At 47.2% G+C, this 20700-nt stretch carries 17 protein-coding genes; 8 read left to right on the top strand and 9 right to left on the bottom strand.

Going from position 1 to position 20700, the window contains the following annotated elements:
• Positions 1 to 67: 67 nt before the first annotated feature.
• Positions 68 to 1888: a serine hydrolase domain-containing protein gene (locus LQ777_RS28880; RefSeq protein ID WP_232563927.1), complete on the bottom strand. Its 1821-nt coding sequence runs from the start codon at positions 1886 to 1888 to the stop codon at positions 68 to 70.
• Between the two features lie 159 nt (positions 1889 to 2047).
• Here LQ777_RS28880 and LQ777_RS28875 point away from each other — a divergent pair, with 159 nt between their 5' ends.
• Together LQ777_RS28875 and LQ777_RS28870 are read left to right on the top strand one after the other, a co-directional pair.
• Positions 2048 to 3067, top strand: coding sequence for a sensor histidine kinase (locus tag LQ777_RS28875; RefSeq protein ID WP_232563926.1), 1020 nt, complete (start codon positions 2048 to 2050; stop codon positions 3065 to 3067).
• Between the two features lies 1 nt (position 3068).
• A complete protein-coding gene (locus LQ777_RS28870; protein ID WP_232563925.1) occupies positions 3069 to 3791 on the top strand; it encodes a LytR/AlgR family response regulator transcription factor in 723 nt (240 codons plus the stop codon).
• 157 nt (positions 3792 to 3948) lie between these two features.
• Here the strand turns inward: LQ777_RS28870 and LQ777_RS28865 are convergent, their stop codons facing one another.
• Complete coding sequence (locus tag LQ777_RS28865) at positions 3949 to 4824, bottom strand: DUF5694 domain-containing protein (RefSeq protein ID WP_232563924.1); 876 nt, start codon at positions 4822 to 4824, stop codon at positions 3949 to 3951.
• A gap of 461 nt (positions 4825 to 5285) precedes the next feature.
• Here LQ777_RS28865 and LQ777_RS28860 point away from each other — a divergent pair, with 461 nt between their 5' ends.
• The gene (locus LQ777_RS28860; protein ID WP_232563923.1) at positions 5286 to 6626 is read left to right on the top strand and encodes a serine hydrolase domain-containing protein; all 1341 of its coding nucleotides are present in this window, start codon (positions 5286 to 5288) and stop codon (positions 6624 to 6626) included.
• A 133-nt stretch (positions 6627 to 6759) separates the two neighbouring features.
• Here the strand turns inward: LQ777_RS28860 and LQ777_RS28855 are convergent, their stop codons facing one another.
• Positions 6760 to 7608: a hypothetical protein gene (locus tag LQ777_RS28855; protein WP_232563922.1), complete on the bottom strand. Its 849-nt coding sequence runs from the start codon at positions 7606 to 7608 to the stop codon at positions 6760 to 6762.
• 173 nt (positions 7609 to 7781) lie between these two features.
• Here LQ777_RS28855 and LQ777_RS28850 point away from each other — a divergent pair, with 173 nt between their 5' ends.
• Entirely contained in the window at positions 7782 to 8114 is a 333-nt protein-coding gene (locus LQ777_RS28850; RefSeq protein WP_232563921.1) for a type II toxin-antitoxin system HigB family toxin, read from the top strand.
• Between the two features lies 1 nt (position 8115).
• Positions 8116 to 8562: a helix-turn-helix domain-containing protein gene (locus tag LQ777_RS28845; RefSeq protein WP_232563920.1), complete on the top strand. Its 447-nt coding sequence runs from the start codon at positions 8116 to 8118 to the stop codon at positions 8560 to 8562.
• A 131-nt stretch (positions 8563 to 8693) separates the two neighbouring features.
• On the opposite strand, the gene LQ777_RS28840 is transcribed toward LQ777_RS28845, so the two are convergent.
• From LQ777_RS28840 to LQ777_RS28820, 5 genes are all read right to left on the bottom strand, one after another.
• A complete protein-coding gene (locus LQ777_RS28840) occupies positions 8694 to 10022 on the bottom strand; it encodes a MutS-related protein (RefSeq protein WP_232563919.1) in 1329 nt (442 codons plus the stop codon).
• 817 nt (positions 10023 to 10839) lie between these two features.
• Positions 10840 to 11868 carry a sulfite exporter TauE/SafE family protein gene (locus LQ777_RS28835; protein WP_232563918.1) on the bottom strand — a complete coding sequence of 343 codons (1029 nt, stop codon included), beginning with the start codon at positions 11866 to 11868 and terminating at the stop codon, positions 10840 to 10842.
• Between the two features lie 34 nt (positions 11869 to 11902).
• On the bottom strand, positions 11903 to 12658 hold the full coding sequence (locus tag LQ777_RS28830; RefSeq protein ID WP_232563917.1) for a phosphatase PAP2 family protein: 756 nt from the start codon (positions 12656 to 12658) through the stop codon (positions 11903 to 11905).
• Positions 12659 to 12749: 91 nt separating this feature from the next.
• Positions 12750 to 13163, bottom strand: a complete 414-nt coding sequence (locus tag LQ777_RS28825) for an EamA family transporter (protein WP_232563916.1) — start codon at positions 13161 to 13163, stop codon at positions 12750 to 12752.
• Between the two features lie 90 nt (positions 13164 to 13253).
• Positions 13254 to 13997 carry a phosphatase PAP2 family protein gene (locus tag LQ777_RS28820; protein ID WP_232563915.1) on the bottom strand — a complete coding sequence of 248 codons (744 nt, stop codon included), beginning with the start codon at positions 13995 to 13997 and terminating at the stop codon, positions 13254 to 13256.
• Positions 13998 to 14207: 210 nt separating this feature from the next.
• On the opposite strand from LQ777_RS28820, the gene LQ777_RS28815 reads away from it, so the two are divergent.
• From LQ777_RS28815 to LQ777_RS28805, 3 genes are all read left to right on the top strand, one after another.
• Positions 14208 to 14888: a response regulator transcription factor gene (locus LQ777_RS28815; protein ID WP_232563914.1), complete on the top strand. Its 681-nt coding sequence runs from the start codon at positions 14208 to 14210 to the stop codon at positions 14886 to 14888.
• Positions 14885 to 16150 carry a sensor histidine kinase gene (locus tag LQ777_RS28810; RefSeq protein WP_232563913.1) on the top strand — a complete coding sequence of 422 codons (1266 nt, stop codon included), beginning with the start codon at positions 14885 to 14887 and terminating at the stop codon, positions 16148 to 16150. Before LQ777_RS28815 ends, LQ777_RS28810 begins: the two co-directional genes overlap by 4 nt.
• 672 nt (positions 16151 to 16822) lie before the next feature.
• The gene (locus LQ777_RS28805) at positions 16823 to 19354 is read left to right on the top strand and encodes a TonB-dependent receptor (RefSeq protein WP_232563912.1); all 2532 of its coding nucleotides are present in this window, start codon (positions 16823 to 16825) and stop codon (positions 19352 to 19354) included.
• 222 nt (positions 19355 to 19576) lie between these two features.
• Here LQ777_RS28805 and LQ777_RS28800 read toward each other — a convergent pair whose 3' ends face one another.
• On the bottom strand, positions 19577 to 20635 hold the full coding sequence (locus tag LQ777_RS28800) for a DUF5700 domain-containing putative Zn-dependent protease (protein ID WP_232563911.1): 1059 nt from the start codon (positions 20633 to 20635) through the stop codon (positions 19577 to 19579).
• Positions 20636 to 20700 lie beyond the last annotated feature (65 nt).

The following is a 20700-nucleotide window of genomic DNA, read 5'->3' as shown; positions in this document are numbered from 1 at the left end:
GGCACCACTAAGCTATAGATGCAGTTTCGATCTTTGTTTTAATCATCCATAGCCAGGCGACTTTAAACTACAGGGCCCATGTTCTAAGCCCTAACCACCCGTTGCTTAGTAGGAAAACGGTAATGATCATAAGTGATAACGCTGTTGCCAGTAGATACCAAGAAAGAAACCGGTTTCGAGACGCGTTAAAATAAGATAGGCTATACACAAAGTTGACAACGGATAGCAGGCCAAAAAATAGTGTTCCGGCAAATATCAACACAGACGAGGTCGTCACAGTAGCAAGCTTATATAACAGATGCGAACTGCTATAGACCGTCCCGAAAGCCAGCATAGCCATAGCCAGGCATACGGTTGCTAAGACGGGCAAACCACTCATCAGTCGCTCCTGACGGCTGTACTTTCGTTTCCTTACACAGGTCACAAAGGCAGGAATGAAGGAAAGCGTAACCAGCAAACAGGAGATTAACAAGATAGATCGGCTGATCAGCGCCCAGGCTCCTGACACTTGCTCACAGTAACGGCCATTCATGACTAATACCCGCTTGTTTTTGTTTCTAAAAAAAGCAATGTTCGGTGTGTTTAAAGCGCTATTGGTGAAGGTCAATTGTCCGGTGGGCAGGACCTTGAATTTCTTCACAAGCATATTAAATTGTAGCCTATCGTTACGCTGTTCGACCTTCAGCAAGAGCAGCCTGTCGATAAAACCCAATAGTTTGAAGCGCGGATTTTCTACCTGGTAGTAGCCTAAATAAGGCGCGATGGCCTTTTTGTCAAGCGTGGTAGTCTTTCCTTTTTTTGGCGATTGGCCCTGTGACAAAAACGCAGTGATTAAATTCTCGATTGATGCCAGCCCATTGCCGTTTGAACAGACTACAAAACCCAGCCCCAGTTCTCGGTTGTATCGGTAACACGATCTGAACGTCCCCAACATCCCACTGTGTCCCCGAAAACCGTCAAAATTCTCAATACCAGCGCCATAGCCACCTAAAATACCAGCTCTGGATGACAACGAACTTTGCGATTGTTCCATTTTTTCGATGGATGATTGCTTGATAACGCCATGCGTATTCCCCAGAAAGCATTGAACTAACCGGACCATGTCTTCGGAATCAGCCCACAATGCCCCAGCCGGGCCGATTAGAAACGTAGCGGAAGGAACCTGTTGGAGCTTCCCGTCCTGCATCGTGTATTCTTTCGCATCCCGCAAGGGGTATTTGCTGTACAAATTGAAGTTAGAGTGGACCATACCCAACGGGCGCATGACAGCCTCTGTCAAATACCGGTCATAACTGAGACCAGTACGTTTTGCAATGAGATACCCCAAAATGGCATAATTTACATTGTTGTAGCTGAATCGCTCCGAGGGTCTCCACCGACAAATCATTGAGGGGGTTTGCAGGAGCATCATTTGCTTGGTATCAAAATCAGTACGCGCAAGCGAGTACATTCGATTAAGCTTGAAATCATCAAAACCGGTTGTATGGTCCAGCAAGTTGACTACCCGGACAGGATCTGTGCTTTCCCAAGGGTTATGAAAAGGAATCTCAGGAGCTAGGTCCCGAAGTTTGTCCGTCAGCTTGAGTTTCCCTTCTTCGGTCAGCTTCATAATCGCTAGGGCGACAATACTTTTGGTAATTGACCCCATTCTGAACAAGGTTTGCTTATCGACCCGACGGTGAGCAATAAGGTCAGCATAACCCATACCGCCCGCGTACAGGACTGAATCCCGACCCGTAATCCCCAGCATAAGCCCAGGAATCTTTTTTTGCTGAACAACAGTGGTAATTGAATCAACCAGTTCCTTAATGGAACTGATCGGTTTGACTTTCTGGGCCCATACCTGCCCACAGAATAAGGCTAAAACTAAAATGAGGAGCTTTTTCATACCGCAAATCTTGAGCGGAAGGCCTTGGTCCTCAAAATTTTAGGCACAGACACCTGATGGCCAGGTACAGAAACGTGTTTTTAGGGCATAAACAACTCTCACCGTTAGGAGAAGATTGGAGCCACTTTCATTTGCAAAGAGTTATAGCCAATTTTGAGGGTGAATCTGTCAGAAACCTGGATTGTACAGCAGTTAGAAAAGCGGACCAACGTACACGTTTTCTTTGCCCTTACGTTACTGGTTATTCTCCTGCTAATCGTCTTATCAAGCCGGTACGCCATCGACTTACTGCCGAGAGCACTTTTCATCTATTGTTTCATTTTAGCCAGTGTTTATGCGGGCCGGTGGCTGGGATGGATTTGGCTGGTCAAACGGACACTATTCGCCGTAGTGATTGCCAGCGCAACGCTCTTTAGTATCTTCTCAGCAGCGGGTATTTACGGCTGGATCTTTGTTTCACACTACCACTCGGAGAATTTCTTCGTGACTATCCCGTTGTTCACAGCCCTATTTATGACTTTAGGGGCTGGGGCCAAAATTGCCAGAGCCGTCATCAAGCAGCAAATTACCGAAGCCAATTTACTTCGGCTGCATAAAGAGAGCGAGCTGAACTTGCTAACTTCGCAGTTGAGCCCCCATTTTTTATTTAATACGCTCAACAATATATACGGCCTGGCAATCCAAGGAGATCAGCAAGTGCCGAATTACCTGGTGAAGCTCTCGACGCTGCTCCGATATTCGGTCTATGTGTCAAATGAGCGACTTGTGCCGTTGGGACAGGAAGTTGACTACCTGCTGAATTATATTGACTTTGAATCCATTAGAATTGGCAAAAAGCTACAGTTGACGGTTTCGGTCGATACTATCGATAAAGAATTACCGGTAGCCCCAATGCTTCTGGTGCCTTTTATCGAAAACGCGTTTAAGCATTCCAAGAATGCGACTGGCCAGCCGGTTAGAATTGACATTCAATTAACGAGCAAGGGCAGCGCCATAGACCTCTTTGTCAGAAACTCACATAAACACTCATCCCGAAATGATGAGTCTGATAGATCGGGCGGTGTAGGGCTTCAAAATGCCCGGAAACGCTTGGCACTCCTCTACCCCGATACACATAACTTGACGCTTGAAGACGATAACGCTTATTTTACGGCCCGATTAAAAATAATAACCAGCTGACGTGAACACCCTTACTTGCCTCATTGTCGATGATGAACCCATAGCGAGGGGAATTATTGCTGCCTTCTGCGCCCATATACCGGTACTTCGTGTCGTTGGTCACTGCGAAAACGCCTTTGAAGCCAAGTCAGTGCTGACCGAAACGCCAGTTGACCTGCTGTTTCTGGACATCGACATGCCCGAACTCGATGGTTTATCTTTTCTGAGAACACTAGCCCAAAAACCACAGGTAATTTTTACGACGGCTTACCGGGAGTTTGCAGTAGATGCTTTTGATTTAGCGGCTTGTGACTACCTCTTAAAACCGATTCCGTTGCCACGCTTCATGGTCGCGGTTGATAAAGCTATTACCATGCTAAATAAGACTGCGGAAAAACGTAATGAAGAGCATTCAACGAGCTACGTTACTGATTCGGATACTTCACTTTTTTTAAAAGCCGACGGCAAATTATTTCGAATTGTAAAGTCTGACCTTCTCTTCGCAGAAGCGATTGGTAAGCAGGTAAAGATCACGTCCGAGACGGGAGTATTACCGGTGACGATCCCTCTTAGCGTTTTGGAGCAAAAGCTCAATGGCACCGGGTTCTTGCGCATCCATCGATCTTTTCTGATTAATACCGCTAAGATCAATTACATCGAAGGCAACCGGGTCTACATCAAATCCACACCCATCCCCATTGGCGAGTATTATAGAGAAGCGTTCATGAAGCAAATTGGCGCCTGAAAACCATTAATTATGAGTTATCCACCATTCAGCACCTTTGCCTATAATTCTTAAATTCAGATGGCTGTTGCTCAGGTAATGCTTTGCTGATTTCAAAAGTATTTGAGGCCGGTATCAAGATTTAGCTTATACAGAAGCTATCCATTTGACGACTTACTTAGTTCAAATAGTCCATCGTGTCGGCCAGCTCAAACTCAGGACTAGCTTTGAATAAATGCTTCAGAATGTAAAGGTGGGTATTGCCGTAAAGTACCAGAATACGGTCGGTCGGACTGGAGATTAGCCGCTGTATGTTGGAGTAGATACGCAGGTTTCGATTGTAATAGCGAGAGATAAAGCCATCCGCCCCAATCGGTTCTCGGTTGGTTCCCCGTTTGGTCGTCACTAGCCACCGCCCGATGCTACGTGACTGGGTGTCGTCCGTATTCAGAAAGCGCAGATAGTCGACTACCGATGCGTAGTATTTTAAGGAGTCTTGCAGCTTCACATAGGTGGTGTATTGCTGGTCCCAAAAAGCAAAGGAAGAGTCAGCCTGATGTTCGTACTTGGTGAACATCGTCAGTGAATCGGCTGGACTGAAGCGAATCCGAAAGGGCTGCGCATCGACCGGAAAAAGTTCACGGTGGCCTAAGCGGTCCGCTAATCTGAAGACCAATTGGTAGAGTTCATCCTCCTCGCTCACGCGTTTGTCACCCCGAAATTTTCCCGCTCGGTAGGCAGCATAAACGGAATCGATATACTGTTTAGCGTTTGGGGAGGCCTCGATGGCAATCTTAGTGGGTTTAAAGCGGGCAATCCGGTTGATTAAGTCTTCCAGTTGTGTCTGCCGGTTTGGGCTTCGTATATCCACCCGCAGATGGGCCGGAGTGGTATTGGCATCGACCTGTTCGCCCGCAAAATGAAACGTCCCTAACAGCAGCACCTGGGGCTTAGGCGAAGCAAACAACGCATCAATCTGTTGGCGCAGGGGTGAGGTTTGCGCTTGGGTAGAAGGGCTTGAAAAAATTAAAAGTATCAGGTAGACCAATCTCATACGGATAAGTAAAGCATATACACGATAAGGACACTCTTGTCAGTACAACGTTGCTTGCTGAAAGCAAATGAGCTAGACTATACTCAGGAAAGCAACTCGCTGCGAAAGTATGACTCACGATTAACGGCTTGTTTCGGGAAGTGGCTTCTTCTGGAAACTTAGCCATTTTAAGTGTCTGCGGCATCAGTGAAACGTTTTGCCCTACGAAGAATGAGGTATTAAAAGGGGCGGCCAAGGTTGATTAGCCTGGTTCGATTTCGAACAATTCGTGCGGTTTCGCACGGCATACTACAGCCTCAGTATGCTTACCCATTGTTTACCAGTCACTTATAACTGGCACGCTATTCGGTACTCAATGATGAAAATACAATCTTCCAACTGCTATTGTGCTAATGGTGATACGGATTTTGCTTGTGCTGGCGACCAATTTGGCCCTTCTACTACCCGCCTTTTGTCAACCCGTGGGAGCCTTACCGGACTCCACCGTTGCAGCCCTAAAAAAGGGAATGACTGGGTTTCAAAACCGCTATCATTCCCCGAGTATGGTGCTGGCTATTGTGCATCAAAATCAAATTATCTTCGGGGAAGCCATGGGCTATCTTGACCTAGCCCAACAGATACCCGCTAGTCTCGACGCACAATATTCGCTGCAGTCGCTGACCAAACTGTTTACCGCAACGATGTTTATGCAGCTTATCCAGCAGCACAAGCTCAGACTGGATGAGCCGGTTAAAAAGTACGTACCTGAATTCAAGGTTGATGGTCAAGTCCCTACCCAGGAAGCGACGACACTGTTTCAGCTGGCTACCCATACCTCGGGCTTACCGCGCAACTCGCCAGCGGACCTGGCTTTTACCAAACAAATTGATCAGTGGGTTTTGGCCGGAAGCCTTGAAAAAGTAATCGAGGCTGCTCCAAAGAAGGCATTTTTACAATCGTTGGCATCAGTCACTAAAGAGTATCCTGATTATCAGCTGCTCAATTATGGCAATCGACACTATTCCAATTTGGGCTATTCACTACTGGGCATTGCTTTGGAACGTGCCGCTAAAACGGACTACGCAGACTACGTGATTAAGCGTATCTGTCAACCCTTACAGATGGCCAACAGTGCCTTTTTTCCGGAAAGTCCCAACCGTCGTGGGGTCGCTAAAGGCTATTTCTACGACGAGGCTACCCACGATTATCGGCCGGTCCCACCCCTCAAGCCCAATTCCTCGGTTCCTGCTGGTGGGCTTTATGCCAGCGCCAGAGACTTAGCTAAGTTTATTAGTTTTCAATTCCAAACCAATTCTAGGACAGCGGATCAAGTGCTCTCGCCAAAGAATAAAGCGATGATGCAAGCCTTCAACATTGGCTGGAAACCCGCCTATCCCTATCTGATTCATGAGGGCGCCATGCTGGGTTACCGTTGTGAACTGGTCGTGAATCCTGGTTCACAGGTCGGCTGGGTAATTTTGACGAATACGACAGATTTTGATTTTTCACGAATCAATGCCTACATCAGTGGGCTAGTAGAACCGATTTTTAGCCCCAAGCTGGTGCGCGATCTGACCCAGTTTACGGGTAGCTATCGGTTGGTAGGGGGCACTGATAGTCTACAGATCTGGTTAAAAGAGGGAAAGTTATACTCTAGCTATCTGGCGGGTGTTTTACCCGAATCGGCTTTAGAAGCGAGGGGCACTTATCACTTTAGCGGTCCTAGCAAGGGTGGCTACAGCGTTAGCTATGAATTCATGCCGAACAGTATTTCTCATGGGATGGTCTTGAATATGGGACAACTGATGTGGGAGAAACGCTAACTGGGTTGCTGTTGATATTGACACAGGATGTGGAGTACTCCTCTAGCTTTTGAGTGCCGATCACAACTCAGGCTCACAAGGCAAGTCCTCCTCACCATCTCACAAATCGCTCCCATGTGAAACACGAGAGTGTTCATTGAGTTGTGGTAAAATCGCGATTGGCTAAGTTCAACAAATTAAGGGCCATCAGATAGGGCATGATGAAGGGGAAAGCAGGAATCGATACTAAGTAGGTCGCCATTACTAATGGTTCCATCGAAAACGTGGGCAGTACACTCAACAAAGCGCCCACTAGGCTCAAGAGGATGTAAACCCGACAAGGACTGGTTTTGAACCAACCAGCCGCTTGTAGCCCTATTGCAAAAGCAGCCGAAGCTAAGTACAAAAGTGCTACCTCCACGCTACTGATCCAACTAAAAAGCGCGCGCATGGACAAGTACCAATCGGGCCTTTTGGCCACCGATGCGGCCGAAAAGTTGGTGAACGATTCGACTAAAAAGCTACCCCAGTAGGCCATGTTGGCAATATATAAAGGCAGGGCGATGCCCAACGCCAATAAACCAAGTAACCAGTAGTGCGTCTCCCCAGTTTGGCGGAGTTTGTTAGCCAGCAAGGTCAACCCAACCGTGATTGACATTCCACCCGCGATCAGCAGGGCATAGCGGATCTGTTGTTCGGTAGCCGTCTGGACCCAGTCGGGTATGGACGTAGGCGGAGGTCCCATACCGGCAAAAACAGTAAAGAAGATCCAGGGAATGATGACCAACAGGGCAATACGACCCAGTTGCCTTTGGAAAGGATCGGGATTGGTGAAGCAGTTCTTTCCTAACCGCCAAACGGCGAATGCCATCAGCAGGGCATGGGCTAGCCAGATGGGTAGATAGAGTTGAGGTTTGCTGTGGCCGATTGCTAACGCCACAGCAGCGGCTAAAAAAGGAACCAGGGTAAGATAGAACCGGCTGAGTACTTGTGGGTTGGTCATCAGGAAGTGGACTGGCAAATTGAGCTAGTTGAAGTAGCCAATCTACGCATTACTCAGCAAACTAGGGTAAACGACGTTTTCTCACAAAAATGCTCCCAACTGAGACATATTCTTACGGACGCATCTTGAAAGTTCACATTTTGTGAACTTTTTCCGTATCTTTACCGTAGCTTATGAAAGTCCATCTAATCAGAAAGGAAACGATTGAGGCTTATACCCAAAAGAACGCTCGTAGTAAAAGTTCGTTTAAGGTTTGGCTCACCCTAGTCAAGTTTGCCGATTGGCAGACGCCTGAAGCTATTAAAGACACATTTGGGGCAGCCGATTTGCTGGGTAATGGCACCAACCGGGTCGTATTTGATATCGGCGGCAATAATTACAGAATGATCTGCAAATACGCTTTTGGAAAGAACCAGGTTCATCTCTTTGTCTGCTGGATAGGAACCCATTCCGAGTACGATAAGCTTTGTAAGCACAATGAACAGTATACCGTAAATCATTATTAAAATGGAAGCGCTTAGATATAAGGTAATCAAATCAGAGAAACAATATAATGACTACTGTACTGCTTTAGAAGTTCTAGCGACTGGAAGCGATCAAGGCGAAAATACGCAGGATGAAATCGAGCTGCTCACTTATCTGATTGAAAAGTGGGACGCTGAGCATAACTCATTCGAGGATGTAGACCCCATTGAGTTACTCACAGCCCTGATGAGTGAGAAATCGCTCAAAGCGAAAGATATGACCCAGATTTTAGGCGTAAGTAAAGGCCTTGTTTCCGATATTTTGCACTACAAGAAAGGGTTGTCCAAAGAGATTATCAGGACACTCTCAAGCTACTTTAGCGTTTCCCAAGAAGCGTTCAATCGGCCCTATAAATTGAAGGTGTCCGAAAATAGCCACTTCAAAAATGCCAGTGTTATGAACACTCGAAAAGATCTACAACTGGCTTAACATCAATTTACGATAGCATTCAGCTGCAACAGCTGTTAAGCTTTACTGGTAAAATCTGTCCTCCTCGTTATACACTATATAACCATCTGCGAGTATCTAAAACTGGGCGAATTTTGATACAGTCGAAGAAGCTAGCTGTCATTCATTCTTGCCATGCGACTAGCTAATTGAGCTGCTTCCTGGGTGACCTCCTCGGGATAATTATTCAATTCTAAGATTCGAATCGCATTTGTATCCCTTAGAGGCCCCCCCTTCAGCTTGTAATCAAACAATACCTTATCCTGCTGGACAATCTCGGTAAAATGAAACAAACAGAAAGAATCTTTTAGCAGCTCGGCTAACTCTAGATCATGAGTCGCCACAAACACCAGATTCGACTGCTGATTGAGATAAGATAATACCGCTTTTCCTGAAGCGACCCGCTCAACCGTATTGGTCCCCTTAAACAGCTCATCTAATAAAAATAAATGACAGTCATTTGATTGACTTTCCTCAAGCAAATTTCTGATCGTCAGCACTTCCTCGAAGTAATAACTCTTGGCGCTTAACAGATCATCACTAATTCGAATGGCTGAGTGAATCTTAAGCTTTGGCATTCGCCATTGTCGGGCAAAACATGTATTGAGCGTTTGGGCCAGAATGGCATTGATACCCATCGTGCGGATAAAGGTAGTTTTGCCCGACATATTGGATCCACTTAATAAGACGGATTTACCCGATAAATCAATCGAATTAGGCACGGCCCGGTCAATCAGCGGATGGTAAGCATCCCGGGTCAGCAGTTGTTTTTGGTCAACAAGTAGGGTCGGCAAGCAGAAAAAAGGCAGGTCTTCTCGTAAGAGATAAATCGACATAGCCACATCTAGTTCACCAATGTATTGGTAAACAGACTCGATCTGAGATCGCTTTCGACTAATTTCTTCCAAGACATTATAGAAGATTAGTGGCTCGATTAAGAAGAGGGCTTTAATCAACTCTAGCGCGTACTCGGCCACTAAGCCGACTTCACTTTGCAATTTTGCCTCCAACTTGAACAAGGCCATCTGTGGCCCCAAGCGTTCAATGGCCTCAATTGATGGCGTAATAGTAGGAAACAGGCTTTCAAGAGCTTGATGCTGGCGTAACTGCTTAGCCACCTGATTCATGCGGGCTAGTTGGGGAATGGACCCGGCGTACTGATACAGATTATTCTTATTCCAATAATGAATCCAGAAGTTAACCGCCAGTAAAGGCAACAGCAGTAAAAGCGTTTGCGGGAAGACAAAGGCCAGTAGTACGCTGGACACGCTGGCGATGGCTAAGCCTTTCACCAGCCAAAACCAGCCCGGTTTTGGGTTATGTTTTTTGAGAAATAATGACGTAATCGCGTAAACATTGGTGTTGGAAAGGGACGCTAATTGGCCCAAAAGAGTCATTCTGAGGTTTGCGTGTTCACCGATGAGGTGAATGATTTTCTCCAACCGCTGGGTTCGGTTAGTAGTCTGGTGTAGGGTACGAAGGGTAGCATACAGCATCTGCTGCCCTACTTTCGAGCTGGTCCTGTCAATAAACATAAATAGCTCGTCAAGGTCCAGGTCCTGACAGGTTCGGTCGGAGATGACCTGGTAAACACTCGTTTTATCAGTTAACTGAAAAAAGCGTTTGATTTTGTCCCACTCGAAAGGTTCCTGCTTTAGCTTTTTGGCCCTGGCCACTCGCTCCTCTAGTTCCGTCTCCAAACGTGTCATTTTTTTATCGCTATAACCAAACAATAAGCGATAATAAGGCTCGACTTACTTGCCTTTCACCAGCTGGTTAGACTCAGAGAACAGGCCTCTAAACAGGGTATTTATATAGTACAGTAAGTACATACGCTTAAACCCTAGGTCACATTGTCTCAAAATACCCTCCTAACGTGATATAATCCGTATTCTATAATATTTTAACTGATAGATATTGGTCAACTATTTACCACTGGCCATTGAGGTACTACCGAAGGCATCAATTTGACTAACGTCCTTCGGTAGTACCCAAAAACGACCACTGGCGGTCAGTACTCAACGCGGAGAATATTTTTACTGTAAAACAAGCTAACAACGAAACGGTTGTGCCAGGTGCCAACCCAACCGTGCAACCCGCTTTCTGGCCTATATGGGCACCCTTGGAGGGGCGGATCGTGAATCTGGCTCTAACATTTAAGCTGTAAGCACAACGTTATAGTATACGAAACAGGCTCCTGAAGATTACTCTTCAGGAGCCTGTTTCGTTCATACTCTTATAGGACAAAGAATAGGAACGCTAAAGGTCAAACTTTTCCAGCTTGCCTTTTCGATAGACGTAAGCTTCGTAAGAATGTTGTCCAATCTCAAACACTTCCTCCACAACAACATGATCGCCCCCCTGACCCAGTTTAGTCACTTCAACTTGCTTATCATAAGGTAGTTCCTGAAAGGGGATAGTATGTTCGAATTCAAAGCCTTCATCATATTCAAATTCAAGCGAGAAGAGTTTGTTTCGCCACTGAAGCTGCGTGGTCATGCCGTGAGCAAGCGGAGAGTAATCAATAGCCACGGACGATTTCGTCACGACCTGGCCAGCCGCTTCGGTAAACAGACTCAAGCCCGAAACAACCATAGCCGTATAGCCAACCCGTCTGAAAAAATTTTCGCTCAGGCGGGGTAGCACCCACTTCATACCCCAGGAGGAGAGCATGGCCGCGACGGCAATCACAGCCCCTAACGTGAGCGCTTGACCCGTCAGTAATCCAAATGAAGCGTATAAGATCAGTTTCACCAGGTGCAGCATGACTTCGTTAGCTGCTCGGGTAGCCACAATTTCTTCTTTAGTCATCCCATAGCGTAAATAAAATCGATTAAATAGCAGGCCCACGGCACCCGTCAGGCCCGATACAAACCCCGCGCTTAAGCCAATCAGGGCCAGATAGCCTTTGGGTAGTGGATTAATCTCATCCAGTTCTTTACTGGAGCGAAAAATTAACGGCAGGTTGGCCATTAAAAATAAGCCCATCAACAACTCTAAGTAGAGCGGATTAATAGAAGTAAGCAATTGGGCACCCAACCAAACCGCCGGTAGGGCGGGCGGAACAAACCAAACCACTACATCCCAGCGAATACGGGACCAGAAGGCGACGATTCGGGAAATAGAGCTGGAGACTGTACCAATCGATAGGGCAGCCGGAACTTGAGCCCCTGGTAATAGGGAGCCTAATATGGGTAACAGCAAAAGACCAGCTCCACCGCCACAAACCGCACTGAGCGAAAAGGCCAGTAGTCCACCACCAAACAAAAGCAAACCCGATAAAAACATGAACTAAATAGGTTGATAAAAAAAAAGATAGGTTCTAGGTTTCATTGGCCAGGTGATTCGTTCGCTGCCACTCGGTTAAGGCAATTCCCACCATAAGCCAGCAAGCGCCTAACAGATAACCTCCTAGTACATCACTCAAAAAATGAACGCCCAGATAAATCCGACTAAAGCCGACCAGCAGAATCAACCCAACGGCGCTGAAGCCAACTAGCCAACGGCTCCGAATCCGTCGGCGCCCCCGGACCAGCCAGTAGCCGAGTAGTCCGTATAACGTCATGGCCGTGGCCGAATGACCACTGGGAAACGAATAGCCCGTTTCGGGATAATACGCTACTAGTGTAGGGCGTTGTCGAATGAATGTTCGTTTGCCGACCTGCACAAATAAGCCCACGCCCGCCATTAGTAGCCATAGAATCAGGATATGTCGTCTCTTTTTTTGTCGATAGAGCACAAAGGAGCCCAGGAGTGTAAAACTGACCGTTACGTAGCCAGAACCTAACCAGGTGAGCACATAAAATGTGCGGCTGACTGATGTTCGCCGTGCCTGAAAAAGCCACTGTGTGAGTCCCTGGTCAACTTGGACCATGGGTTCAGAATTAACCAGATTTTCGGCTATTTCCGATAAAGTCAGTACGTTAATGATCAGTAATCCGGCAAGCAGGGTGAGAGGCAAACCCTTAAACTGCTCTGTTGACAACCGTTCGGCCAGCCAGCGAACAAGGTCAGGGTAACGGGTAGCGAAGCGACCGAAGCGACGATGAAGATAATGTTGAAGTTGATTCGTAGTCATTTACAAAAGTCTCGAGCTAAAGCAGAGATACTAGGTACAAACTAAAGGCAGCATCCTGAAGAGACGTTGAAGTAGCTTTTATCTGGCAGATTTACAGAATCAGCACCAGTGTGCCACTGACAATCAAGATCGCCCCGATGGCGGCCTTCCAAGTAAGCACTTCACCCAGAAAAAGAACTGATAGTACAATAGCAATGGCCACACTGAGTTTATCGACGGGCGCTACCTGCGAGACTTTCCCCACTTGCAGCGCCTTAAAATAGAAAATCCACGAGAGCCCCGTTGCCATACCTGATAATACCAGAAACACCCAGTTCTGACGACTCAGATTAGGTAATGTATCAATACCACCTCGCCAGAATACCAGCCCCCAGGCAACAAATAGAATAACGACCGTTCGAATGGCCGTTGCCAGATCTGTATTGACCCCTTTAATACCCACTTTAGCCAGGATGGCGGTCAAGGCGGCAAATAAGGCCGAGAGTAATGCATAAATCCACCACATAAGTACGCAATTAGTTCAGGTTAGTAAATCAGTAAATGTCCTTGACTATGGAGGAAATCTAATGCGTTTAAATCATGTTTCTTTACAGCGCTAAAAGGCCAAATCAGGGGTGTGTTTACGTCTTGTGAATGCCTTCTTTACCCAAGGATAAACCCAATACGCGACTTCGGTTGAAAGTAGTCCAATACCCGCCCCAACCAGTATGTCTGATATCCAGTGTTTATCATTGGTCATCCGTAAGAGTCCGGTAGAGGAGGCCATGGCGTAGCCACCTAGGGGAATCCAGGGGCTGACGCTGCTAAACTCCCGATCCAGTAAACGCGCGCCGGTAAAGGCATTAGCCGTGTGTCCAGATGGAAAAGAAAGGGAATTGGACCCATCGGGCCGAAGCTCATGGGTCGTATGTTTCAATCCCAGCGTGACGCCCGTACTGAGCCCATAGGCGAGCAGGCCAATCAATGCCCGGTCGAGGGGATGTGACCGTCCTTTCACACCCGCTACACTCAAGCCAGCCCAGGCAACAGCTGGCCCATACTGTACGAAATCATCGGCATGGGTACGGAAATGAATTTTAGCCTGAATCTTGCTTTGTATGTAAAAGCGGTCGAAGTGACTGTTCGGATAATCGGGCGACAAAACTAATCCAACGGGAATCAGCACCGACGGAGCCACCCAGTGGAATGAAGCGGGGCGGGCAGGCATACTGTCCCCCTGCGAAGGGAGTGACAAGCGGTTCAGAGGTTGCCCGACGGCGGTAAGCAGTGGCAACAGGAAAAACCAACTGGACAGAATCCAAACTAGCCGTGAAGACGATAGGCATCTGCTTTGTTTCATCGTTATTGATCTGCAACGAATTGGATGGTAATAATGAGTACGTTCACTAAGTTGGCAGGGGCTAGGTGAGACGGCGTAAAATAAACGGGTAAACCTAAAGAGAATCTGTAGTTGGTTCGGTGATCTGTAGCCAACCAGATAAAAGTGTCAGCTTCAAAATGTATTCAGTTTTGACCCTGTACTTTGGAAAAATAACTTGTTGAGTTGATCATGAAAATTTTACTGATTGAGGACGAACCCGCGCTGTTAGTTGCCATGCGACACTATCTGGAGGGCGAACAATACAACGTATCAACGGCCAGCAACTTCCGAAAAGCCTCCGAAAAGATTCATGATTATGGTTACGATTGTGTTATTGTGGATATTACGCTTCCCGATGGCAACGGATTAGCCATCGTCAACGAGCTGAAAGCAGCGCATTCCCAGGCCGGCATTATCATCGTGTCGGCCAAAAATTCGCTGGATGATAAACTCAATGGGCTGGACTTGGGAGCCGACGACTATTTGACCAAACCGTTTCATTTACCTGAATTGAACGCCCGTATTCGCTCGTTGATGCGACGGCGCCAGCATCAGGGCGAAACCCAACTCTGTTTCGGCGATATTACGATTATGCCGAACCGTAAACACGTGCTGGTTGCCCATCAGCCCGTGGACTTAACCGGGAAAGAATACGACCTGCTGTTATTTTTGGTTACCAACAAGAACCGGCTACTATCCAAAGCGGCCATCGTCGAACACGTTTGGGGTGACTACATGGATGGGATCGACTCCCACGATTTTCTGTACACCCACGTTCGAAACCTGCGCCGGAAACTGCTGGAAGCGGGCAGCCCAGATTACATCACAACCCGCTACGGAGCCGGTTATATTTTTACCGCAGGCGAATGAAACTACTCCACAAAACGACACTTTACCTGCTGTTAGCCGCCCTGCCTATTTCACTTGGGGGTGTTTTTTTGCTGCATGCTGTTATTCACCGGTACATCCGTCATGAAATTGACGAGTTGCTGGCCAGTGAACTCATTCAGGTAAAAGAGCAGCTACGTCAGCACCCACCCCCTGCCGCCTACCTACCAGGCTGGGACCCCAATGTGCAGATTAGGCTGACGGGATCACCCCAGTCGGCACCTTCAGTCTATTCCGATACAACTATTTTGTTGCCGGGCGAAAAAGAATCCCAGCCTATCCGCATGCTCCGGGCGACGTATGCTTTGGGAAACCGGTATTACGGGATCACCCTTCAGCAGTCGTACCTGGAGTTTGATGAAATTGCCCGGGCCTTGTCGGTTGGCGTTATTGTTTGTTTTCTACTCGTCGTACTAGTACTGGTCGGCGCCGACATCCTGGTAACCCGCCGGATCTGGCGACCCTTCTACGGCATCGTCGATCAATTACAGCACTACCGAATCGATGGGCCTGATGAGGCTCAATTCCCCGTCAGTAACGTAGCGGAGTTTACGCTGCTGAGTCAGTCGCTCGATGAGATGAGCCGCCGAAGTCGCCAGCAATACATTCAGCAAAAACAATTTACCGATAACGCGTCGCATGAGATGCAGACACCTTTGAGCGTATTGTCTTTTGAATTAGATCTGCTTCAACAATCGGAGCGGCTGGACGAAGCTGACCTGGATCGAATACAGCGCTCACAGCAGGAAATTAGGCGGCTTTCGGCCATGAATCAGTCCCTATTGCTGCTGGCAAAAATTGACAATCACCAGTTTGCCCAGAATGCATCGGTTAATATTGGCGAATTGGTCACTCAAATATTGGATAACTATACCGATTTTGCGGCTCATCGGTGTATCACCATTACCCGGCTGATTGATAAGGACACGCATCGATTGCTAAACCAACAACTAGCGGAGGTACTCTTTTCCAATCTAATTAAAAACGCCTTTCGACACGGGGCTGCCAATAGTTCTGTTTTCGTGGAGGTTAGTACTTCCCGCTTTGTGATTAGTAACGAAGGGGATCCTCTGCCTTTTCCGGAAGACCAGCTGTTTGGTCGGTTTGTCCGCAATCAGGCACTTTCCCAGTCGACCGGACTGGGCTTATCCCTAGTGAAAGAGATCGCTGAGCAGTATGACATGAGGGTTCGCTATAGCTACGTATCGGGGATGCGTCGCCACATGCTTCTAGTCGATTTTTGAGGCCTTGTCAACCCGTTGGCCAACGCTGGAACTTCAAAATTACTTTAGAATTCAGGGATAGATTTGTTTCGAAAACCAAATCAGTTAAAAGTAATGTAGGTCTTATTAATCAGTGGTCTAACTTTATTCACGAGGGCATCCGTAGCTCCGGTTGCCCTGACCAACTCCGTACTTAAGTCATCACCAGCTCCGGTTAGCCTTAGTACTGATGTGCCAGCCGCAGCTAAAGCGGCCATTGGCCCGGTTGTATGGAGATGAAGGCCGTGAACTGGGAGAAAGAAGACGGAAATTAAGAAGCGAGTCTGAACCACAACAGTAAAGTATTGTCGCTAGATATCGATGCTAAAGGAAACGCACTCGAAACGGAAGCCACTATGAAGGACGCAGCCGAATTCGTGGACGCTACAGGTACGTAAACGTACGAAGCGGAAGATGGCGGTAATGACTCGAGCTTCGGTAAAAATGGCCCACTTGTTAAATAAATGTGGTTTTATCGGAACGTAGTGGCTTGATTGCCTCAATCGATCAGTGAGTCTCCAGAGTATTGTCAGCCAATCCTCAGAGAAATTCGCCTACTGACAAACGGCGTTAAGCCTGTTTGATTTCTTATTCACTAAGCACCAGGGGCTGGTTTACATTCTCTGGTATTAATCAAATTTTCCATCTCACGGTATGTGGTTTAAAATTACGGGCTTATTCTTTTTACTGGCTACGGGTGTATCTCGGGCACAAAACCCCCCTGTTACGCCAACGCAACCGGCTCCCGATCAATCCGTCTCTACGGCCTCTATGGGAGAAGCCGCACCGAAGGGCAACGCAAAAATTTCGGGTTACATTATCGATTCTACCCTAGCTAAAGCGGTTGAGTATGCCAACGTAGCGGTTTATAATACGGCCAACGATCGGTTGGTTGATGGCACCGTAGCCGACGATAAAGGTAAATTTACGATTACCAAATTAGCGCCTGGAACTTACAAACTCCTCGTTTCCTTTCTGGGCTATTCCCCTAAAACCGTTGCTAACGTAGCACTGTCCAAAGGTCAGACTAAAGACCTGGGCGTCATTCGACTGACTGCCAGCACCCGCACCTTAAGCGAAGTTACGGTCGCCGGTAAAAAAGCCCTGGTTGAGGATAAAGTTGACCGACTGATTTACAATGCGGATAACGATGTAGCAGCCAAAGGGGGGGATGCGATTGATATTTTAAAGAAAGTGCCCATGCTCTCCGTTGACCTATCGGGGAATGTAACGCTACAGGGTAGTGCCAGTGTACGGGTCTTGATCAATAATAAACCGTCTTCCATCCTAGCGGGGAATCTGGCTGATGCCCTTCGGCAGATTCCGGCTGATTTAATTAAAACCGTCGAGGTGATCACATCCCCATCTGCCAAATATGATGCGGAGGGTAGCGGGGGAATCATTAACATCATCACCAAAAAAAACACGCTGCAGGGATTGCACCTGGACTTGGATAGCGGCATAGGGAACCGGAATGCAACATTAGGCCTAAACGGCAGTTTTCGAAAAGGTAAACTGGGCGTCAATCTGAATGGCAACGGTCGGATTATTTACAACCCATCGGCGTCCGATTTAGATCAGACTACATTCTTAAGCGAATCCATTGCTCCTGTTAAAACCCGCCAGCGGATCGACGCATTTGATAAGGGAGCCTTTGCCCAGTATGCCTTAGGCATGGACTATGATCTGGCTAAAAACCAATCGCTGACTGCAGGCGTGCGGCTGGGCATCCGAAATTTAAGCCAGGACCAGCATCAACTGACGAGTCTGCTTTCCAACGAACGCATTTCGATTCCCTCTAAACGAGATGTTTCCACGCAGAATCTGTCCAATTCGATTGACATCAATGTTGATTATCTGCATACTTATCCCGGCACAGGCGAAGGTCCGCAGAAAGAATTTAGTATTTCGACCCAGTATAGCCGGAATAATCTGACCAATAACTTCGACGCCAGTAACCTGGATACCCTGGGCCATCTCAGCAGCAAACAGCAAAATCTAAACGATGCCACCAACCAGGAGTTTGTTCTGCAGGCTGACTATCAAACACCGGTCAGTAAAGAAGTTCAGGTAGAGTTTGGGGCGAAGAATACGTTTCGTCGGGTAACCAGTGATTATGCTTACCTATTGGCTGGACCAACTTCCGAGTTTACGCCGGATCCTAACCGCCCGACTGGATTACTGGATTATGATCAGAACATCGCGGCCGCCTATATATCGACAGCCATCATGATGCCGGGGGGAGTCGTCATAAAGCCGGGTCTACGCTATGAATACACCGGTATTCAGGCTCAAACCAGAGGGGTGTCAGGGGCATTAACATCGATTTCAATTCCTAACTATGGGCGCTTGTTACCCAGTGTGAATCTGGCAAAAAAGCTGGGCGAAAGCAGTTCTCTTAAATTGGGCTACACCCGGCGTATCCGCCGACCCTTTATTGATGATCTGAACCCTAACTTTAATACCGCTAACCCGCTCAATATTCGTGTTGGCAACCCGTATTTAAAACCCGAAACCGTCGACCGGATTGAGATTGGCTATAGTACACAGATGAGAAAGACGTACTTGAATTTTTCCCTATACACCCGGCTCAACCGGGATGACATTCAATCCATTAGCCAGCGTTCGGATACACTAGTAGGCGCCGTCGTGACCCGGGTAACCAACTTGGGTAAAGAGTACAATTACGGTACAAACTTATTCGCCACCTTCAATCTAAGCCCCCGATGGAGTGTCAACGCCAACATTGATATCATGTACCGGTTTATTCAGGGGCTGGCGTTGGACATCAATGGCTTATCGACAATGATCAATAACCAGGGGGTACGCTGGGGAGGGCGGTTCGATACGCAGCTGCAATTTAACAAAGGCTGGGTGGTTCAAGCCAACCTGGGGTATCGGGGCAAGGATATTGCGTTGCAAGGGTATCGGATCGGTTTTGCTCAGTATTCGCTGGGAGCGCGAAAAAGTTTTACCAACAAACGAGGCAGTGTTGGCTTCGTGGCGGAGAATTTCCTGACCCGTGGAATGGGGTTCACATCAGTGCTTAACTCAGCTCAGTTCAATCAGAACTTCCGCCAGTACATCTATAATAACAGTGTCCGGGTAACGTTCAGCTACAAATTGGGCAACCTAAACGGGGCCAAAATAAAAAAGAATAAATCAATTGGCAGTGAAGAAAATTAAGGGGTTGCTGGAGGAACTCTTGAGCGTATTTGACTGGTTTTAGTGGACAGACATTAAAATATCAATGTCCCACAAAACGCTCCCAAGTGAAACTAGGTAGTCTCTAGTCTATCTGCTACTTAAACTGAGCAATGAAGATGACAATGGCCCGTAGGATAAACCCTTTGGCACTTCTAACCAAGCGCGTCGAGTTCGACTCCTACCCCCGTATTACTCCTCGCTCTAGTAATGCCTTTTCTCCATTGATTTAAGAAAGCGCAACGCCTTGGGGGAAAACGCTGGTGTACCCCTTCCCTCTTTCCGGGCAGCCTTGTCGTATAGATAAAAGAACGCAAACGGGTTATCAATATGCTGAATCAGTTCATTGGTTAAGCCCTGTTGCTGAATCAGCCTACCCATAAACATTCCAGGCACATGACCCGTAGCCAGAACGATTGAGTTCCAATACGAAAAACTCGTATAAGGCTCGCCCGCCTGATCCGCTAATTGCTCAAATGCTTGATCAAGTTTAGCTATACACGAACTGGACTGCGTTTCGTAAAGAGTCAAAAATGCCTCTTTCTCTTGATAAGGTGATTGCTTATCAAATAGGACAAACGGTTTGTCAATCAAATCAGCAATCCCCTCCTCACTAATGCCATTAATCGCCACGAAAGCCGCCTGCTGGTTTTGGGGTACCGATTTGAAATGGCGAAGTTTTATGCGACAATAAAATAGAGCGTAATGTAACAGTTCATGACCCAGAAACGCACCAGGTCGAAAGGTCTCCATATCATACGACATTAATAAATCCATTGTGACACCGTATTCACGAGCACTGCCATCGTAATTGTATAAGATAAAATCAACCCTGGGAGCCGGGAAGCAATTCTTCCATTTTTGGGGTAGCATTCGTTTGGTATAGACCATCGCACTATCCATCAAATGCAGTTGGCCAATCCGGGCGATGTAGTTTTTCAAGCTGAGCTCTTCCTTTTCATAGCGGATGATCCGCTGTAAGGAACGATCCGTTTTGATCTGTTGCTGAATGCGCTCCTGGTTTCCAGGGGAGTAGACTAACGTAACTTGTTGAATAAATTGATTCCAGGCAGCCGTATTTACGCGCTTGTATCCATCGGTTTCTTTCAATTGTTGCCAGTCCTTAGGGGTTAGCTTTATGCCCTCTCTTAACCGATCGGTCAGTTTCCAAAAGGCATAGCAAGGTTGAAAGTTAAACGACTGAGAATGAACTGCCGGTGCAACGATTAGAAAGGATAGAATGAGTGCTATTTTTTTAAACATACAGTGAGTCAGGATCTATTGCCTAGATATTACTGGTAAAGTAGGACAGATATAGAAATAGTACG

The sequence above is a fragment of the Spirosoma oryzicola genome, from assembly GCF_021233055.1.
GTDB classification, from domain to species: domain Bacteria; phylum Bacteroidota; class Bacteroidia; order Cytophagales; family Spirosomataceae; genus Spirosoma; species Spirosoma oryzicola.
Note: the sequence above shows the minus strand (reverse complement) of the source record. Positions and strands in the feature narration are given on the sequence as shown.

What these genes read in the sequence shown, in the direction of transcription:
- LQ777_RS28810 (WP_232563913.1), top strand. Translation starts at nt 14,885, where the DNA reads ATGAAACTACTCCACAAAACGACACTTTACCTGCTGTTAGCCGCCCTG.
- LQ777_RS28835 (WP_232563918.1), bottom strand. Translation starts at nt 11,868, where the DNA reads ATGTTTTTATCGGGTTTGCTTTTGTTTGGTGGTGGACTACTGGCCTTT.
- LQ777_RS28865 (WP_232563924.1), bottom strand. Translation starts at nt 4,824, where the DNA reads ATGAGATTGGTCTACCTGATACTTTTAATTTTTTCAAGCCCTTCTACC.
- LQ777_RS28830 (WP_232563917.1), bottom strand. Translation starts at nt 12,658, where the DNA reads ATGACTACGAATCAACTTCAACATTATCTTCATCGTCGCTTCGGTCGC.
- LQ777_RS28815 (WP_232563914.1), top strand. Translation starts at nt 14,208, where the DNA reads ATGAAAATTTTACTGATTGAGGACGAACCCGCGCTGTTAGTTGCCATG.
- LQ777_RS28880 (WP_232563927.1), bottom strand. Translation starts at nt 1,888, where the DNA reads ATGAAAAAGCTCCTCATTTTAGTTTTAGCCTTATTCTGTGGGCAGGTA.
- LQ777_RS28805 (WP_232563912.1), top strand. Translation starts at nt 16,823, where the DNA reads ATGTGGTTTAAAATTACGGGCTTATTCTTTTTACTGGCTACGGGTGTA.
- LQ777_RS28800 (WP_232563911.1), bottom strand. Translation starts at nt 20,635, where the DNA reads ATGTTTAAAAAAATAGCACTCATTCTATCCTTTCTAATCGTTGCACCG.
- LQ777_RS28850 (WP_232563921.1), top strand. Translation starts at nt 7,782, where the DNA reads ATGAAAGTCCATCTAATCAGAAAGGAAACGATTGAGGCTTATACCCAA.
- LQ777_RS28855 (WP_232563922.1), bottom strand. Translation starts at nt 7,608, where the DNA reads ATGACCAACCCACAAGTACTCAGCCGGTTCTATCTTACCCTGGTTCCT.
- LQ777_RS28845 (WP_232563920.1), top strand. Translation starts at nt 8,116, where the DNA reads ATGGAAGCGCTTAGATATAAGGTAATCAAATCAGAGAAACAATATAAT.
- LQ777_RS28825 (WP_232563916.1), bottom strand. Translation starts at nt 13,163, where the DNA reads ATGTGGTGGATTTATGCATTACTCTCGGCCTTATTTGCCGCCTTGACC.
- LQ777_RS28820 (WP_232563915.1), bottom strand. Translation starts at nt 13,997, where the DNA reads ATGAAACAAAGCAGATGCCTATCGTCTTCACGGCTAGTTTGGATTCTG.